Source organism: Roseburia hominis A2-183 (assembly GCF_000225345.1).
GTDB classification, from domain to species: Bacteria; Bacillota; Clostridia; order Lachnospirales; family Lachnospiraceae; genus Roseburia; species Roseburia hominis.
The window spans coordinates 3559015-3577651 of record NC_015977.1 but is presented as its reverse complement, the minus strand read 5'-3'; the positions used below and the strand labels follow the sequence as shown (position 1 = coordinate 3577651).

14 protein-coding genes, 1 tRNA gene, 1 pseudogene and 1 riboswitch are annotated in these 18637 nt (G+C 45.0%); of the genes and pseudogenes, 13 read left to right on the top strand and 3 right to left on the bottom strand.

Going from position 1 to position 18637, the window contains the following annotated elements; genetic code table 11:
• Positions 1–18 precede the first annotated feature (18 nt).
• From RHOM_RS16335 to RHOM_RS16310, 8 genes are all read left to right on the top strand, one after another.
• Positions 19–897 carry a DUF3881 family protein gene (locus RHOM_RS16335; protein WP_014081340.1) on the top strand — a complete coding sequence of 293 codons (879 nt, stop codon included), beginning with the start codon at positions 19–21 and terminating at the stop codon, positions 895–897.
• A 292-nt stretch (positions 898–1189) separates the two neighbouring features.
• Positions 1190–1261, top strand: a tRNA-Arg gene (locus RHOM_RS17520).
• Positions 1262–1582: 321 nt separating this feature from the next.
• The gene (locus RHOM_RS17640; RefSeq protein ID WP_014081339.1) at positions 1583–1726 is read left to right on the top strand and encodes a hypothetical protein; all 144 of its coding nucleotides are present in this window, start codon (positions 1583–1585) and stop codon (positions 1724–1726) included.
• A gap of 55 nt (positions 1727–1781) precedes the next feature.
• Positions 1782–1896: riboswitch (FMN riboswitch) on the top strand.
• A gap of 276 nt (positions 1897–2172) precedes the next feature.
• A complete protein-coding gene (ribD, locus tag RHOM_RS16330) occupies positions 2173–3300 on the top strand; it encodes a bifunctional diaminohydroxyphosphoribosylaminopyrimidine deaminase/5-amino-6-(5-phosphoribosylamino)uracil reductase RibD (protein ID WP_014081338.1) in 1128 nt (375 codons plus the stop codon).
• A complete protein-coding gene (gene ribE / locus RHOM_RS16325; RefSeq protein WP_014081337.1) occupies positions 3282–3935 on the top strand; it encodes a riboflavin synthase in 654 nt (217 codons plus the stop codon). Before ribD ends, ribE begins: the two co-directional genes overlap by 19 nt.
• Positions 3936–3953: 18 nt before the next feature.
• Positions 3954–5171 carry a bifunctional 3,4-dihydroxy-2-butanone-4-phosphate synthase/GTP cyclohydrolase II gene (locus RHOM_RS16320; protein WP_014081336.1) on the top strand — a complete coding sequence of 406 codons (1218 nt, stop codon included), beginning with the start codon at positions 3954–3956 and terminating at the stop codon, positions 5169–5171.
• A 29-nt stretch (positions 5172–5200) separates the two neighbouring features.
• Complete coding sequence (ribH, locus tag RHOM_RS16315) at positions 5201–5674, top strand: 6,7-dimethyl-8-ribityllumazine synthase (protein WP_004844980.1); 474 nt, start codon at positions 5201–5203, stop codon at positions 5672–5674.
• A gap of 15 nt (positions 5675–5689) precedes the next feature.
• The gene (locus tag RHOM_RS16310) at positions 5690–6340 is read left to right on the top strand and encodes an HAD family hydrolase (RefSeq protein WP_044024721.1); all 651 of its coding nucleotides are present in this window, start codon (positions 5690–5692) and stop codon (positions 6338–6340) included.
• A gap of 117 nt (positions 6341–6457) precedes the next feature.
• Here RHOM_RS16310 and RHOM_RS18350 read toward each other — a convergent pair.
• Positions 6458–6640: pseudogene (locus RHOM_RS18350) on the bottom strand (hypothetical protein); the annotation flags it as partial.
• Positions 6641–7060: 420 nt separating this feature from the next.
• Between RHOM_RS18350 and RHOM_RS16300 the strand changes: the two are divergent.
• The 4 genes from RHOM_RS16300 (at position 7061) to RHOM_RS16285 (ending at position 13461) form a co-directional block, all read left to right on the top strand.
• Positions 7061–8122, top strand: a complete 1062-nt coding sequence (locus tag RHOM_RS16300) for a Fic family protein (RefSeq protein WP_014081333.1) — start codon at positions 7061–7063, stop codon at positions 8120–8122.
• Positions 8123–8938: 816 nt separating this feature from the next.
• Positions 8939–10135 (top strand): ATP-binding protein, encoded by a 1197-nt coding sequence (locus RHOM_RS16295; protein WP_014081330.1) that lies wholly within the window; start codon positions 8939–8941, stop codon positions 10133–10135.
• 234 nt (positions 10136–10369) lie between these two features.
• Positions 10370–11971: a GGDEF domain-containing protein gene (locus RHOM_RS16290; protein WP_014081329.1), complete on the top strand. Its 1602-nt coding sequence runs from the start codon at positions 10370–10372 to the stop codon at positions 11969–11971.
• Positions 11972–12084: 113 nt separating this feature from the next.
• Complete coding sequence (locus RHOM_RS16285; protein ID WP_014081328.1) at positions 12085–13461, top strand: MATE family efflux transporter; 1377 nt, start codon at positions 12085–12087, stop codon at positions 13459–13461.
• 182 nt (positions 13462–13643) lie between these two features.
• Here RHOM_RS16285 and RHOM_RS16280 read toward each other — a convergent pair whose 3' ends face one another.
• Complete coding sequence (locus RHOM_RS16280; RefSeq protein WP_014081327.1) at positions 13644–16061, bottom strand: glycoside hydrolase family 3 protein; 2418 nt, start codon at positions 16059–16061, stop codon at positions 13644–13646.
• 184 nt (positions 16062–16245) lie between these two features.
• On the opposite strand from RHOM_RS16280, the gene RHOM_RS16660 reads away from it, so the two are divergent.
• Positions 16246–17226, top strand: coding sequence for a helix-turn-helix transcriptional regulator (locus tag RHOM_RS16660; RefSeq protein ID WP_143761761.1), 981 nt, complete (start codon positions 16246–16248; stop codon positions 17224–17226).
• Here the strand turns inward: RHOM_RS16660 and RHOM_RS16270 are convergent.
• Complete coding sequence (locus tag RHOM_RS16270) at positions 17141–18490, bottom strand: MATE family efflux transporter (protein WP_014081325.1); 1350 nt, start codon at positions 18488–18490, stop codon at positions 17141–17143. The genes RHOM_RS16660 and RHOM_RS16270 overlap by 86 nt on opposite strands.
• Positions 18491–18637: the final 147 nt, after the last annotated feature.

Sequence of the window (18637 nt, the reverse complement as noted above, 5' to 3'; positions counted from 1 at the left end):
AAGAGGTGAAGATAGAAAATGCACAAATTTCTAAGAGCCATCGGGTTCAGTCATATTACAAAAGAACAGCTGCAGCATATTTTTGCAGATATTATAAGCGCACCGACGGTTCAGAAGGCAGCACTTGATTCGGAGGGCAATGAATTTGCAGAACTGTCAAAGGAGTACGGAGATTTTTTCGGAATCTCTGTCCGGGGCGTGTATAACGAAGATGATACCTTTGAGATGGAATATTACTATCCGTATTTGTGTGGAAAGAACATATCCACAATAGAACCCGCAGAAGTGGAAAAACATGCGGAAAAAGAATCCTATGCGGGGATATGTGATGAAGTCCGCATTGGAGTGACACTCATTTTTTATCTTCAGAATGTGGTGGATTATCTTGCGGTCAGCAAGAGCAAAGGATATATGAATCTGGCAGACGGCGTCATTTTAGCTGCGCTGTCTACGGAGGGAAAGATTTTATTCCCGATCAATAAGGCGGAGAAAAAAGTGCCTCATGCGCCAAAGGAGGGAACAGACCGGAATCATCTGATTGCCGCGGCAAGAGACGGGGATGAGGATGCGATCGAGAATCTGACGCTGGAGGACATTGATACCTACTCACTGTTGTCAAAAAGGATCACACATGAAGATGTGCTTAGCATTGTGGATACCTACTTTATGCCGTACGGTATTGAGAGTGATCAGTATTCGGTGCTCGGCGAGATCATGGATGTGACACTGCTCCAGAACCGTTTCACGGAGGAAAATGTATATTCCATGGAAATCATGTGCAATGATATTCTTTTCAGCGTCTGTATCAATCAAAAAGATCTGCTCGGCGAACCGGAAGTGGGCAGACGTTTTAAGGGAAATATCTGGATGCAGGGCAGCGTAAAATACCGGGATTAGTTTGTGATTTTCCTATGGTCTTTTGACGGATAATATGATAAAATGAATAAGCTGTATACAGAGAAGCCTGTATACAGCAAATATATGTTTCCTTAGTTAAATGGATATAACAGCCCCCTCCTAAGGGGCAACTAAGTGCAGACCATTTAGTGAGACACAACGGGATTTTAGAGTTTGCAAAAAGGCTAAAATCAATATATAATAGCAGGGACAATTCATCACGAAAGTGATTGGATTCATAAACATGGCAGCCGGAGCCAAAAAGGCTGAAAAGCCCGAAAATACGGCATTTGTTCCCTTAGTTAAATGGATATAACGGGGTCCTCCTAAGACTCTATTGTAGGTTCGATTCCTATAGGGAACGCTCTATTTTAAGCGGTAATGAGAGAAAAATCATTGCCGTTTTTTTTGTTGTTTTTCTGCTAACAGCAAATCAAAAAATGAGCATTTTTGCTAACAGAAAATGCAAATTGCTAACAGTAAAATTATTGTAGATTTGCTAACAGGAATGAAAAGCTATAATGCAACTGGTGTAAAAGGTTGTAAATTCTTGTAGCTAACAAAAGGGTAATGATTAAAACTATTTCTGCTTGGAAAATATCAAGCCTGAATGAGTATTCCGTTCAGATTAGATTAGGTTCTAATCTGGGCGGATTTTTTTATTTCAGGAAGAAGGAGGATGCCTATGGCAGAAAAAGTGGATCAGATGGATCCAGATGAAAAAATCGTTGAGATAGCGATTGAACGGTTAAGAGTATTGGCATTGAAACTGAGAAATTATATGAAAATTGCTCATCCGGGAACTTTCATTTCCAAACCAGTAAACTAAGTAAAATAAAAATTCTGCTTTACAAATAACAGATAAAGTATTAAAATAAACAAAAAGATATCTTCAGGGCAGGGTGAGATTCCCTACCGGCGGTAAAGCCCGCGAGCCGAGAGGCATGATCCGGTGAGATTCCGGGGCCGACAGTACAGTCTGGATGGAAGAAGATGATAGTACAGTTGATTTTTTGTATGAATGAATGTAGTATCAGAGCTCTGAGATGGTGATCCATTTCAGAGCTTTTTATATAGGAAAATCAGACATTCATTTATCAATCATATGTAACAGATCAATTCCACCCTGCAGATATTTCTGCAGGCTTTTTTTGTATCTGGTACATCGTTTTCGAAATAACTATACCATTCACTTGTCTGTGAATCCGATTGCACATGTTTAAAAGCCTCGGCGTAGCCCAGGCAAAGAACAGGAATAAGAAAGAAGGAATAGAAATGACGGATCAGGAATATATGCTTCGGGCTATTCAACTGGCCAAAAAAGGAGAAGGCTGGACGAATCCCAATCCTATGGTAGGGGCAGTGATCGTAAAAGACGGAAAGATCATCGGGGAAGGCTATCATAAAAAGTATGGAGAACTTCACGCGGAACGTAATGCAATTGCTTCTCTTACAGAATCAGCAGAAGGTGCGGTGATTTATGTCACGTTGGAGCCTTGCTGTCATCATGGTAAAACACCTCCATGTACGGAAGCGATCATTGAACAGAAGATCAGAAAAGTGGTGATCGGTTCCAGAGATCCGAATCCGAAAGTGGCAGGAAAAGGTGTACAGATGTTAAGGGAAGCCGGTGTAACAGTAGTTGAAGATTTTATGAGAGAAGAATGTGATCAGCTGAACCCGGTGTTTTTCCATTATATTACTACGAAGACTCCTTATGTGGTAATGAAGTATGCCATGACACTGGATGGGAAGATCGCAACGAAAACAGGAGCATCAAAATGGATCACCGGAGAATCTGCACGAAAAGAAGTACAGCATATGCGACATCAGTACATGGGAATCATGGCTGGTATTGGAACTGTGCTTGCAGATGATCCGATGTTAAACGTCCGGGTAGAAGGCTGGAAAAGTCCTGTCAGGATTGTGTGTGACAGTAAGCTCAGGATCCCGCCGGGCAGTCAGATTGTAAAAAGTGCGGAAAAGTACCGGACGATCGTGGCTTATGCAGAACAGAAAAATGCAGAAGAGAAAATAAAAATATTACATACCATGGGAGTTGAAACCATTTACTGTCCCGACGAAAAGAATCAGATAGACCTTAAGAAGCTGATGGCAGATCTTGGAAACAGAGGCATTGACAGCATCCTCCTGGAGGGAGGAGGTACGTTAAATGACAGTGCACTGCGAGCTGGAATTGTAAAGGAAGTACAGGCTTTTGTGGCACCAAAGCTGTTTGGCGGTGTGGCTGGGAAGACACCGGTAGAGGGTATTGGAGTTGAACTGCCGTCTGAAGCAGTGGAACTGAAATATACAGATATCTGCCAGATCGGTGAGGATATCCGGATAAAATGTCAGGTGTGTGATAAAAAACAGGAGGAATCATGTTTACAGGAATCGTAGAAGAGAAAGGAAAAGTCCGTTATATACAGCTGACAGGGGAATCAGGGATCCTGGCAGTGAAAGCCCGGAAAGTCCTGGAAGGGACAAGGATCGGTGACAGTATCGCTGTGAATGGTGTGTGTCTGACAGTTACGTCGATTCAGCCGGACGGATTTACTGCCGATGTGATGGCAGAGACGATCAGAAGAAGCAGTCTTGGCAGCTGCAAGGCCGGAAGCCAGGTAAACCTGGAACGTGCAATGGCTGCAGACGGCAGGTTCGGGGGACACATAGTAAGCGGCCATATTGATGGGACTGGCGTGATACGTTCCATGCTCCAGGAAGAAAATGCCATCTGGGTATCAATTGAGACATCGCCACAGATTTTGCATCTGATCGTGGAAAAAGGATCCGTCTGTATTGATGGGATCAGCCTGACAGTTGCAAGGGTTGATGAAGCTGGTTTTCAGGTGTCGGTCATTCCACATACAGGAGAAGAAACCACTCTTTTGGAAAAGGTGCCGGGGGATCTGGTTAATCTGGAAAATGATGTGATCGGAAAATACGTAGAAAAACTGCTTGGCATCAGAAAAAACGAAGAAGAGAAAAAAGAATCCGGAATTACGATGGAGTTTCTTGAAGAATTCGGGTTTTAGAACAGGAGGATATACACTATGTCACAAAATTATCAGTACAACACAATTGAAGAAGCACTTAGGGATCTTAAGGAAGGAAAAATAGTTCTGGTCACAGATGATCCGGACAGAGAAAATGAGGGAGATCTGATATGTGCGGCAGAGTTTGCGACCAGGGAAAATATTAATTTCATGGCGACCTATGCAAAGGGTCTTATCTGTACACCGATGAGTGCAGAAATTGCGGCGAGATTGAACTTTCCGCCGATGGTTGCGGAGAACACGGACAATCACAGTACAGCATTTACCGTGGCAGTAGATCACGCAGATACAACCACAGGTATCTCTGCGGAAGAGCGCTCCTATACTATCATGAAGTGTGTGGATGATCAGTCAAAACCGGAGGATTTCAGAAGACCGGGACATGTGTTTCCGCTTATTTCCAGAAAAGGCGGGGTTTTGGTACGAAATGGCCATACAGAGGCAACAACAGATCTTATGAGACTTGCTGGACTGAAAGAATGCGGCGTGTGCTGTGAAGTTATGAAAGAAGATGGAACTATGATGCGTACATCACAGCTATGGGAAATGGCAAAAGAGCATAACCTTACATTTATTACGATCCGTGATCTGCAGGATTATTTAAGAATACATGAAAAGCATGTAAAGGAGGAAGCCGTTGCAAACCTCCCAACGCAGTACGGTGATTTTAAAATGTATGGTTATATCAATGATATTACAGGAGAGCATCATCTGGCACTGGTAAAAGGTGATCTGGGAGATGGTGAGGATGTGCTTTGCCGGGTACATTCGGAGTGTCTGACAGGGGATGCATTCGGATCGCTCAGATGTGACTGTGGCCTGCAGCTGCAGACAGCGATGCGCCAGGTAGAAGCAGAAGGCCGAGGAATCATTCTGTATATGAGACAAGAAGGCCGAGGAATCGGACTGATCAATAAGATCAAAGCATATGCGCTTCAGGAGCAGGGATACGATACTGTGGAGGCTAATGTGAAGTTAGGGTTTGCACCGGATCTCAGAGAGTACTGGGTCGGGGCACAGATACTGTCAGACCTTGGTGTGAAATCATTAAGATTACTGACAAATAATCCGGATAAAGTCTATGGACTTGGCGAATTCGGACTGAAGATCAATGAGAGAGTACCTCTGGAGATTCCGGCACAAAAGTATGACCGGAAGTATATGAAGACGAAGCAGGAAAAGATGGGTCATATTTTTAAAGAAATAAATTTATAAAAAACAGCAAATATCAGGAGGAAGAAAAAATGAGACAGATCAATTTAGTAGAAGGAAAAGTAGTAGCACCGGAGGGAATGAAGGTTGGTATCGTGGCAGCGAGATTCAATGAAATTATTGTGAATAAATTATTGGGAGGGGCAGTCGACGGACTGGTAAGACATGGAGTAGAAGAAGAGAACATTACTGCAGCATGGGTACCGGGAGCATTTGAGATTCCGATTACAGCACAGAAGATGGCACAGTCAGGAAAATATGATGCAATTATCTGCGTTGGAGCTGTCATCCGTGGAGATACTTCACATTATGATCTGGTGTGTAATGAATCTGCCAAGGGAATCGCACAGGTTGAACTTGCAACAGGAATCCCGGTTTTATTCGGAGTGATCACGACTGAAAATATCGAGCAGGCTATTGCGCGTGCAGGAAGCAAAGCGGGAAATAAAGGCTATGATTGTGCATTATCTGCGATTGAGATGGTCAATCTGATGAAGCAGCTCTAAAAGACAGGAAAATAAATGATGACAAAAACAATCATATTCGATTATGATGGAACGATCCATCATACCCTTGGAATCTATGAACCGGCATTTCGTGAAACCTATCAGTGGCTGACAGAACAGAAGGTTACCGAAGAACGGGAGATAGGCTCGGTGGAAATTGCCGGCTGGCTGGGACTTAACAGTAAGGAGATGTGGAATACATTTTTGCCGGAACTGGATCAGAGCTATAAAGAGCAGGCAAGCACGATGGTAGGAGATCTGATGATAAGACAGATCAGGAAACATAAGGCAGTGTGGTATCCGGGAGCAGAGGAGATGCTAACAGCTTTGAAGAACCGGGGATATCACCTTGTGATCTTAAGTAACTGTAAAGCTTCATATCGTGAGGCACACTGGAAGGAATTTGGGATGGAACGATGGTTTGACCGTTTTTATGACTGTGAATCATACAGATTCCGTCCAAAGACAGAAATTGTGCAGGAAATCATCCGGGAATATAGTGGCCCTTATCTGGTAGTCGGAGACAGGAGACAGGATCTGGAATGTGCCAGGTCCTGCAAAAGCCCTTTTATAGGATGCCTGTATGGATATGGTGAGAAAGGGGAACTGAATGGGGCTGATTATTATGCAGAACATATAGAGGATATACTGCAGATGGTGATATGATTTTTGCAATATAAAAATCTGAAGGAAAAAAGTTAAAAATAAGTACTTCTGTAAAATAAAAGGATATAGAAAATTTGCAACAACTTGTTGCAAATTCTGAGGAGGGGATGATTTTAGGATAGTCATAGTGATAGAGGTAATCCACTTTCCTAACCCCATCTGTACAGTAAAGTTCTCAAGTCCAGTTGTACAAAGCGCTACTGCACGGGGAACCAGATGGAATGCATCTCCACTTCCTAAAAGAACTGCCATAATTCCAAACATGGTAAACTGTCGGTTTCCTTTGCCTTTGCGGATCATTTATAGATTTTATTGTGGAAGATTTTGCATAAAGTGTTTTCCGTGCTTGTGTGTACCATTATCTGATATCAAAGCAGTACAGGGTGATTCCGGCCATGCACAGGTCAATATGGTTACGGATGCGTACTCTCATATTTCGGATGATGACCAAAGGAAAAATGCAGAGCTTTTTAAAGAAGCATTTTATGAGAAAAAGAATCTGAATCCAGAGAGGCGGGCGTTGCTCAATTCGTTGGCGAAAACGATGAAGTAATGAAAAATAGTGAAAAAATAGTGTAATTTTAATGAAAAAACAATCCATAAAACGATATAATATATGGATGAAATGAGGATATTTATTGTGTATATGGATATTCTATCTCCATCAAATCTATTGAGATCTCCATCATTTGATGATAGAATGATGGAGATAAATCTGAAATGAAGGAGATTCATATGAGAGACTTTGATTTTATTGTAAGTCCTGCGAAGTTGTTAACACCTGAAATTGTTCAGATGGTTAGCAGCATCCATGAACATAAAGGCAAACAGGAATTATTTCTCGAAGCCAATGTAGATGAATTGAAAACACTTTTAGAAGTTGCATTGATTCAGAGTACGGGAGCATCCAACCGAATCGAAGGTATATTTACAAGCGATAAGCGTTTGGAAGAATTGGTAAGTCAAAAAGCAGAACCCCGCAACCGATCTGAGCAGGAAATTGCTGGTTATCGTGAAGTACTTTCCACAATTCACGAAGGCTATGAATATATCAACCCAAGACCGAACATTATTTTGCAGTTACATCGAGATCTGTACTCCTATTCACAGGGGGGTGCTGGTGGAAGTTATAAGAATTCCGATAATGTAATTGCAGAAACAGATGCCGAGGGTCATCAGAAGGCACGTTTTATTCCAGTTCCCGCATTTCAGACTGCTGAAGCGATGGAAGAACTTTGCGCCCGCTTCCTTGAAGCATGGGAAGCTGACCGCATTGATAAACTGGTTTTGATTCCCATGTTCATTCTGGACTTTCTGTGCATCCATCCTTTCAATGACGGAAATGGTAGGATGAGCCGTTTGCTCACTTTACTGCTTTTTTATAAGGCGGGATACATCGTTGGGAAATATGTCAGTATGGAAATGCTGATTGAAAAGACAAAAGAAACATATTATGAAGCCCTTCAAGCAAGTTCTACTGGCTGGCATGAGGGAGAAAACAGCTATGAGCCTTTTGTTAAATATTATCTGGGTATCATGTTGAAAGCATACAATGAATTCGAAAGCCGTGTAGAGCATTTGAAGCATCGGAGTCTTTCTAAGCCTGATAGAATTAAAGCGGTTATTGATAACAAGGTTGGCAAAATTACAAAGAAAGAAATCATGGAGCTTTGTCCTGATATAAGCAAAATTACCGTGGAAAGGACTTTGACGAATCTGGTTAAGAGTGGGTATATCGCAAAAGTTGGTGCAGGTCCATCTACTGGTTATGTCCGTGTTTAAAAATATGAAAGCAGCTTATAAATTTGCTAGTCAAAAACGCATGGACAAACCGTCTCGTATGCGTTATATTATTTATAGACAAGAAAATATCTTGTACTTACGATAGGAAAGTTTAATTGAATACTGTTTACCATGATCGAACGTACGAAGCATGGTGGTCATATAACAGATGTCGATGGTAATATCAAGGCATTCCCCGATTATTAGCTGGAGCAAACAATCAGCTAACTTTCAGAGCTTTACAGAGCTTGACAGAGGGGGTATTCAGAATAACTCAAATTGAATCGGAAACAGTTTTATATAGTGTCCCACTTGGGTTTACCTTACCTCAGATTGACAGAGAGTGACAATAGGTTGGGGTCCTCCTAAGACTCTATTGTAGGTTCGATTCCTATAGGGAACGCTCTATTTTAAGCGGTAATGAAGATAGTTTCATTGCCGCTTTTTTCGTGCAGAATTGCAATTTCAGTGACAGGTTTGTCAGTGAAACAGGGTTGAAAATACTGATTTTGTCAGCAGGGATGGATGCTGATTATGTGGACGATGACGAGGACTATGGGTACGATCCAGAGGTTGAGGACTATGATGCAGATAGCTCCGTCGATGAAGATGATAATGAACCTGTGTAAACAGGATAGGCTTAATGTCTGGGGCAACCTTCAGGTTGCCTTTACATAGTCTCCACTTTCAAAAAATAAAATATTTTGTGTTTTTGAAAGCGATCTCTTGCATATACTATTAGCAGACAGTATAATAAGTACATCGAAGCAGTTTCAAGAAATGAAAAATTTTTGACTTTTGAAAGCGGGTGACGATATGAAAACAATTACAAGAGCAAAATATCTCGATAGAATCATTGAACTGAATGGTACTCCTGACATCAAGATCATCACGGGCATTCGTCGATCTGGTAAGTCCAAGCTGATGCAGGCGTATATTGAGTATCTGAAAAGCCATTTTGAAAATATCAATATCATCTTCATTGACTTCATGGATTTGGCGTATGAAGAAATCAAGGAATACCATGCCTTACACGCCTATGTGGAAGAACATTATCAGGAAGGTAAAACGAACTACCTGTTTGTAGACGAGGTTCAGATGTGTCCCAAGTTTGAGTTGGCAATCAATAGCCTGTACTCTAAGGAAAAATATGACATCTATGTAACAGGCTCCAATGCTTTCCTGTTGAGTGCAGATCTGGCAACCCTGTTTACCGGACGCTATATTGAAATTCATGTGTTTCCTTTCAGCTTCCAGGAATATTGCCAATATTATAATGATGTTAATGATAAAGATAAGCTCTTTGATGATTACGCTATCAAGGGCGGTTTAGCAGGTTCTTACGCTTACAGAATCGAAAAAGACAGAACAAACTATATCAAAGAGGTCTACGAAACGATTGTTACAAGGGATTTGGTGCAGAAATATGCGCTCCCGGACACTTTGGTTTTACAACGTCTGAGCGAGTTCCTTATGGATAATATCAGCAACCTGACTTCTCCGAATAAGGTCAGTCAGCTGCTGACAGCAAATGAGACCCCAACCAATCATGTAACCGTTGGTAAGTACATTAAGCATTTGTGCAATGCTTTTGTATTTTATGATATTAAGAGATACGACATCCGAGGTAAGAAATATCTTGAAAGCTCTGAAAAGTTCTATTTGTGTGACAGCGGTATTCGATATGCAATACTGGGAAGCAGAAATATGGATTATGGCAGAGTATATGAAAACATCGTTTGCATCGAACTTCTTCGCCGTGGATACGATGTCTATGTCGGCAAGCTCTATCAAAAGGAGATCGACTTTGTTGCTCAGAGAGGCAGCGAGAAGATTTATATTCAGGTCAGCGACAACATTTCCGGGCAGGAAACATTTGAGAGAGAATGCTCTCCTCTGCTTCAGATTCGGGATGCTTATCCGAAAATGATTATTGCCAGAACCAGACATCCCCAATATAGCTATGAAGGAGTCGAAATTCACGATATAGCCGATTGGCTGCTACAAGAATAAGCAGGGCGAAATATCTCCGTCTACAGAGTAAAATAGATAGTTACTTTTTCTGCAGCCTGTGATAAACTTGTTCATGAGCGGGAGAAAGATTTTGGACTGCACCCCCAATATCGTCATAAAAGCAGGGGAAATGCCCCGGAATTATTTAATAATAGGTAATAAAAATGACAGAAGAGAAATATACGATCCATAAGTATAAAAGAATTTTATTTTATGTGGTGATACTTGTGCTGTTTGCAGCATTTTTTTTTAGGGCAAAGCATTTACCCCAGTGAGAGGGAAACGGTCACGGAGGAAAGCATTACTTATACCGGAACCTTTTACCGGGAGCTGCCAGACGGAACAGAAGAGGAGATCCGGGTTCCGGACCGGTATGATGTGCCTGCCGGTGAGCTTTTAGTCATCCGGTCAGTGCTCCCACAGGACTATAATGAAAATACGATCGCCATCAGATCCTCTCTGGAGAATGTGCGCGTTTATATCGGAGGGGAACTGAGGACGGTGTATGATACGAAGAATACCAGACCCTTCGGGAAAAATTCTGCCAGCGGGTATGTGTTCTGCGAGACGTCCGGTGAGGATGCGGGGCAGGAAGTGCGGATTGAACTGCAGTCTTTTACTGAAAAGTATTCCGGTGTCGTCAACACGGTATATTGCGGGGATAAATTAGATATCTGGGGCTATATATTTCACTGCTATTTTATGGTAACTCTGATCGCCTGCACTATGCTGTTTTCCGGACTGGTCGTGCTGATCATCAGTCTGGTGCTCGATATTGTATACAAGACAAGATTTGATCTGGAATATCTGGGATGGTGCATGATCCTGGGAGCAGTGTGGATGCTGGGAGAATCGAAGCTGCGTCAGCTGTTTGTTCCCAATGCTTCTATTCTGTCGAATATGTGCTTCTTTGTTGTGATGATCTGCCCGGTCCCAATCATGTTCTATATTGATAGTGTGCAGCAGGGAAGATACCGGAAGGTCTATCATGTGGCAGAATGTATCATTTGTGTGAATTTTGTGATATGCACGGTCTTACAGGTACTGAATATCGCAGATTTTATTTCGACAATGTTCTTGTCCCACATAGTGATCGCAGGAACGTTCCTGACGATATTTATCACCATCTGCCGAGATCTTATCAAGGGAACAGCGAAACATTACAAGCTTCCGCTGATTGGACTGGTAGCTGCCATGATCGCAGTCATGCTGGAGGTGACAGAGGTGTATCGTGTTGTGTCTATGTCCGGAATCTTTATCGCAATCGGACTGGTGGTCCTGCTGGTCGTTACCCTGATCCAGACAATGGACCGCATCCGCGAGCTGGAGCTGGCACGACAGAAAGAGGCCCGGGAAAGCCTGGATTACCTGACAGGACTTCCCATGCGTCATAAAGGTGAGACACTGATTATTGAAAAAATGCAGGAGCATGATGGCTGTCTGGGATTTGTGGATATGGATAATCTCAAGAAGATCAATGATGTCTATGGACATAAGGCAGGGGATCATGCTCTCAGGCTGGTAGGAGCAATGCTCACAGCGTGCATGGAGAATGCGGTGGTCTGCCGGCTGGGAGGAGATGAGTTTCTCTTCTATCTGTCTGAGGTATCAGAAGTTGAGATGAACACGCAGATGAGAAAGCTGTTTGACAGCTTTGAAGCGGCAAAAAATGCCACGACGGAGACTTCACCGGCATTCTTATCCTGCGGTCTGTGCATGTGCAGACAGGGAGAAAGCTTTGAAGAATACTATATAAGAGCGGACAAGGCATTGTATTATGTCAAACAGAACGGCAAGAACAATTACCGGTTTTATGAGGAGCTGGCGGAACAGTAAGCATCGATATTCCATGCCATTTTAGAATACCTGATGCCGGCCGATGTATTGACGCTGGAATAAATCGTGGCAGAAATCCCAGATAAAAGCAGGAATTTAGGAGAAATAAGATAATGTCAAAAGATGAATACCTGATCACAGATGCCCCGCTCAAAGCGTTGACTGTTTTTGCAATGCCTATGATTCTGGGCAGCTTTTTCCAACAGGTTTATAATATGGCGGATTCCATTATTGTCGGCCAGTATGTTGGTTCGTCTGCACTTGCGGCTGTCGGTGCATGCGCGGCACTTACGAATGTGTTTATTTGTGTGGCACTTGGTGCCGGTGTCGGTGCAGGCGTACTGGTGAGCCGCTATTTTGGTGCCAGAGATTACGGCAAAATGAAAACGATTGTGTCGACATCTTTGATCAGCTTTCTGATCCTAAGCATACTTCTTGGTGTATTCGGCTTTCGTTTTTCCCATCCGATGATGAGCCTTTTACAAACGCCCACTGACATACTGGAGGAAGCTGTACTGTATCTGCGGGTATATTTTGTGGGATTTCCGTTTTTATTTATGTACAATATCCTTTCGACGATGTTCACCTCAATCGGGGAATCAAAGATTCCGTTGGGTCTGCTGATATTTTCTTCTGTTTTGAATATTATTATGGATCTTTGGATGGTGGCAGGACTTGGATTGGGTGTATTTGGTGCAGCCCTTGCAACTTTGATCGCACAGGGCATTTCTGCGGTATTTTCATTCGTGATCTTTTTTTACCGGATGCGCCAATATAAGAGTCCATTTCACTGGTTTGACGGACAGGAGTTACATTATATGCTCCGGATTGCCATACCGTCAGTTCTCCAGCAGTCCACAGTATCAATAGGCATGATGATCGTGCAGGCAGTTGTAAACCCATTTGGTACACAGGCACTCGCAGGTTATTCGGCAACAATGAGAGTAGAGAATGTTTTCTCACTGATATTTGTGTCCATTGGCAATGCAGTTTCGCCGTATGTGTCCCAGAATCTTGGTGCTCAGAAAATCGGGCGTATTAAAAAAGGTTATCACGCTGCACTGGTGTTAGATCTGTGCTTTGCAGTTCTGGCTTTTATAATTATTGAAACACTGCACACCCAGATTTCTTCCTTATTTCTGGGAAAAGACGGAACTGCTTTCGCATATCAGGTATCCGGGGATTACATGAGATGGCTTGGCTATTTCTTTATTTTCATGGGTATTAAAATGGCAACGGATGGAGTTTTGCGTGGACTTGGAATCATGCGTCCATTTCTTATAGCTAATATGGTAAACCTTGCGATCCGTCTGTCGGTTGCTTTGATTTTTGCACCGCGCTTTGGTATTGCATTTGTCTGGCTTGCCGTACCGGCGGGCTGGTTGGCAAACTTCCTGATTTCCTATGCGGCGCTTAGAAAATCGTGGCCGGATGATAGAATCGCTGCATCCTGCAACGGTTGTATGGATTCTGCAGAAACGAAGAAGTAGCTGCAGCTGCCAATGGAACTGCACGGATTGACTGCAACAAAAACTTCCAGAGAGGCGAGGAGGAAGCAGGAGCTGCTGCGGTTGAATCCATATCGGAAAATATCTATAGTCGAAAAGCAAAAAGGCGGAAGTCTCTGTGGGAGGCTTCCACCTTTTTATCTACAGCAAGAAGAATGAGTTTTCTAATCGATCTTTAAAATCAGATCAAGTACGCGCTTGGCACAGCGCTCCAGATCGCTTCGATCGAGAGCACCGAGTTCCATCGCCTTTTTCACGCGTTCCGGGAAACCGCACGCCATTTTCACATCATTTCCGGCTTTGATCTCTTTGTAATGTTCTCCTCTCGTCCACCAGTCGGAGGTTACCATTCCGTGAAAATGCCACTCGTCACGCAGGATGCCTTCGAGCAGATCGTGATTTTCCGAAGCGCGGTGGCCGTTGATCATATTGTAAGCGGACATGATGACCCACGGATCGGCTTCCTTCACGATGATTTCAAATGCCTTTAAGTAGATCTCGCGGAGTGCGCGCTCGGAGACGCGGGAGTCGCTGTGCTTGCGGTTGGTCTCCTTGTTGTTGCATGCAAAATGCTTCACGGCTGCGCCGATGTGCTGCGACTGAATGCCGCGCACCATGGCTGCGCCCATTTTGCCGGTGAGCAGCGGATCTTCCGAATAGTATTCAAAATTTCTTCCGCAGAGAGGATTGCGGTGAATGTTGACCGCCGGTGTCAGCCATACGGCGATGTTGTTCTCTTTTACTTCCTCTGCGCCTGCGGTTCCGACCTGCTCAACCAGGGCAGGATTCCAGGTGGAGGCGAGCAGTGTGGCGCATGGCCATGCCGTTGTGCAGACCTCACACTGCGGGGTGATGCGCAGACCGGCAGGACCGTCGGCGGTCATGATGTTTGGAACGCCGTATTCCGGAAGATTGCCGTAGCCGTAGGTATTCGCGACAGAGGTATTCGGCTGACCGCCGAGCAGATGAATTAGGTCATCATTATCGAGCTGGGCGGTAAATTCATCCAGGGAAATCTTTCCCTCGTAAACGTCGATCAGCGGATGCGCGTTTTCCTTATAGAAATTCAGCAGAAGGTAGGAGCCGCGTCCGCGTGTTGCCGGGGCGAGAGCCTCCTCGGTGCCCGGTACCATTTTTTCAAAAACACAGGCATTCGGATCGTTGGCAGTTCCCTGCGGAAGCTCTTCGTAGCTTCCGTCTGCGAGCAGACGCTTCTTCAAGCTTGTAGGTGCGGCTTTGGAGGAAAGCTGTTCTACCAGCAGGTTGGCGTTAAGCGTCATGACATAATCCAGCGCAATGACATCCCGGACGGAAGTTCCGATGTAAAAATGATAGTCTCCCTTTTCCAGTATGTAGGAGGATTTGAAAATTTTTCCCAGATCATCGTAGGAAGCCATGGAATCCTTTGCTGTCTCGAGCGTCAGAAGCTGGCTTTCGCCCGGGAGGAGCGTTCTTGTCTTGCAAAAAGCGGAGAGTTCGCGCGCCGGTTTCTGCAAAAGTCCCTGCGGCGCACTGTAATACATCTGCACGACTTCTTTTCCGCTGTAATCTCCGGTATTTGTGACAAGGACAAAAGCGCGAATGGCCTGCTCGGTTTCGGTCACACTCTGCACCACAAGGGAGAACTGTGTGTAGGAAAGTCCGAATCCGAACGGGTAGCATACGCGTTTTGCCGCATCCCCAAAAGTCTCAAAATAGCGGTAACCCACATAGATATCCTCGGTATAGTCCACGTAGTCAACCGATTCGTGGAAATTCGCGGTGGAAGGATAGTCGTTCACGGAAGCGGCGAAGGTGTCCGGAAGCTTGCCGGACGGGGATACCTTTCCACACAGCAGTTCCGCCATGGCAAGTCCGCCCTCCATGCCGCCCTGCCATGCGATGAGCGCGGAGGAGATCTGATCGTCATTTTTGATCCAGGAGGTATCGATGATGCCGCCGATATTCAGGACGACTGCAATTCTGGAAAAATGCTGCTTTACCTGCGCGATCATGGCGGATTCTTCCTTTGTGAGATAGAAGTCGCCGTCCGGGAAGATCTCTCCGGAGATTTTCGGCATGCTGGTCTCTGTCTCCCACGGATTGTATTCCCCGTTGTATTCGATGCTGGAGCGGTCCCAGCCTTCTCCGGAAAAACGGCTCAATACGATCACAGCCGTGTCGGTATAGGCGCTGGCGCCGGCGAGAAGCTCGGCGGAGAGCGCCGGCTCTGTCGTCATGCCGGGAACGGAACCCTGATCGTACTGTTCGTTCACATTGGCGCGGTAGAAATCGCACAGCGGCTCGTAGAGGGAGACGGCATCGTGGAGCATCTGAAAGCCATCGTAGAGATTGTGCACATACGATACGGTCACATCGCCGCTGCCGCCGCCTCCCTTGACATAATCAAAACTGCCTTTTCCAAAGAGTGCAATCCGGCTGCCTGCTTTTAACGGCAGCAGATTGTGCTCGTTCTTTAAGAGAACCATACCCTCTGCTGCAGCTTCCCTGGAAAGTGCGATGTGTTCTTTGGAAGCAGTCACGTAACAGCCCTCTTTTAATGGACGGTTTGGCTGATACATCACTCTGGTCCATTTCTTCATTTTGACCTCTTTTCCGGCATACGCCTGATATTATTTTGATATTTTTCAGTATGGAACATTGTCTATGCTCGTATTATAAGCAGATAATTCCGTTTGTTATAGATCGAATTTTGGCAGAAATATAGGTCGATATTGATATTTTTTCCTTCTGAAGGTATGATGGGAGAAAGAGAAGCCCGTGCATGTGAAAACACGGAGAGAGCAGGAAAGAGAGGGAGCGGGAGTGCAGCAGGGGGAACATGAGATTATATCCGATGACGGGCTGATGCAGCTTTATTTTACACAGGTCGACGCGTCCAATGAATTGCTGCCGGCACACTGGCATGAGCATCTGGAAATGATCTGTATGCAGCACGGGGCAATGACAGCGTACATCAATGAGACGTCGTATGAACTGCAGCAGGGAGATATTCTCGTTGTCAATCCGAGAGACATTCACTACACGCATGTCCACGGGGACGGGCATTACTATCTGCTGCAGATTCCGCCGGAGCATTTAAAGCGCGTCAGTGAGGACTGGCGGGGACTGCATTTCGGGGAATATGTTCCGTATTCGGAGGAGACCGCATCCGTGAATTGCCGGATGTCACAGAAGCTGGAAGAAATGAAGTGCCTGCAGGAGCAGGCGGCGGACGGTACGCATCTGCTATTTCTTGCAGCGGTTTATAAGCTGCTGTATCTGCTGTATACAAAGGATGCGGCCACGGTCGATCATGTGCTGCGCCACCGCTCCAGGAGAGATTTTGAGCGGATCGAGCAGAGCATGCAGTATGTGAAAAGAAATTACACGAACCCGATTACTTTAAAAGAGACGGCAGATGAACTGTCACTTACGCCGGAATATTTTTGCCGTCTGTTTAAAAAGTACACCGGCCAGACATTTTTGACTTATGTAAATCAAATCCGCCTGCAGTATTTTCACAGTGATCTGCTGCAGACGGACGAGAGTATTACTTATTTAATGAATAAAAATGGAATTACCAACTATAAGGTGTTTCTGCGCAGCTTTAAGGAAGCCTACGGCATGCCGCCCGGTCAGCTTCGCAAAAAGCAGAGAGAAGTAAGAGATGCCGGAGCAATCAGTGCGCGGTCAGCTTCTTCATCCGGAAATGATAGTAAAACAGAAACAGAACGGACGTCAAAACCCAGGACACCGGATAATTGAGGAGCGTTACGGTGAGCGTCGGGAAGAGGGCGACCACTCCGAAAATCCATACCACACGGAACAGGCAGATACCGCCGGTTGTGATGAGCATCGGAACGACGACGTCGCCCATGCCGCGCAGCGCACCGGAGAAGACCTCGGTAAAGACGAACAGCCAGTAAAACGGAGCCATGGTCGCCATCATTTTCAGTCCGATCTCCACGACATTTTCATCGGTCACAAAAATGTGGAAGAGCGGAATGCGGAAGCATACGAGCACCAGCATCAGAAGGATGGCGGCAGCAAAGTCCATGCCGATGCACACGCGGATACTTTTTCTGACGCGGTCATACTTCCCGGCGCCGTAGTTCTGACCGACGAAAGTTGTGATGGCAATACCGAAAGCACCGCTGACCATCCAGACGATCGCGTCCAGTTTTCCGTAAGCCGCCCATGCGGCAACCGTGTCGGTTCCGAATTTGTTGAGCGCGGACTGGATAATCATGTTGGAAATGCTGTACATGGCATACTGAAATCCACCCGGCAGTCCCAAAAGCAGCTCTGATTTGAGAAGTCTCGGGTGGATACGGATGTCTTTTAAGGAAAAATCGCAGAGATCTTTCTGGCGCATCAGAAAAACGGTAACGATTACGGCGCTGATCCCCTGCGAGAGAAGCGTGGCGATCGCCGCACCGGCAACACCGAGTCCCAGCCCGACGATCAGGAGCAGGTCGAGAACAATATTGATGACGCAGCAGATCATCAGACAGTACAGCGGACGTCTGGAATCTCCCAGCGCGCGCAGCAGTCCGGCTCCGGTATTGTAAATAAACACGAAGAAAATGCCGGCAAAATAGATGCGCAGGTAGAGGATGGAGTCACTCATCAGTTCTTCCGGCGTATTCATCAGTCGAAGAAGCGCCGGGGCAGCAGTGATGCCGATCAGTGTCATGATGACGCTGCCGATGATGGAGAAGGCATAGATCGTATGAATACTGTCGTCCACCTTTTTGCGGTCCCCGGATCCGAAGAACTGGGAGACGATGACGGAAGCACCGGCAGTCAGCCCGGTAAAAAAGTTGACCAGCAGGTTGATGACCATTCCGGAGGAACCGGCGACCGCGGCAAGTGCATTTTTCCCGACAAAGCGTCCCACAATGACGGCGTCGATCGTGTTGTAAAGCTGTTGAAAAAAAGAACCCAGTAAAATAGGAAAGAAAAATAAAAGAAGCTGTTTCCAGATGATACCGGATGTGATTTCGTTCTTGGAAGAGGTTTCGTTCATGCTATAATCTCCATATCTGTCGTAAAGGTATAAAAAATGTGAAAATAAGTCCGAAATATATTATAAAATCTGTAGCATAAAATAACAAGAAATTCCGTTTATGTTTTTTGCGTTCTGTGATAATATAACACTATACAATGCCTGTTG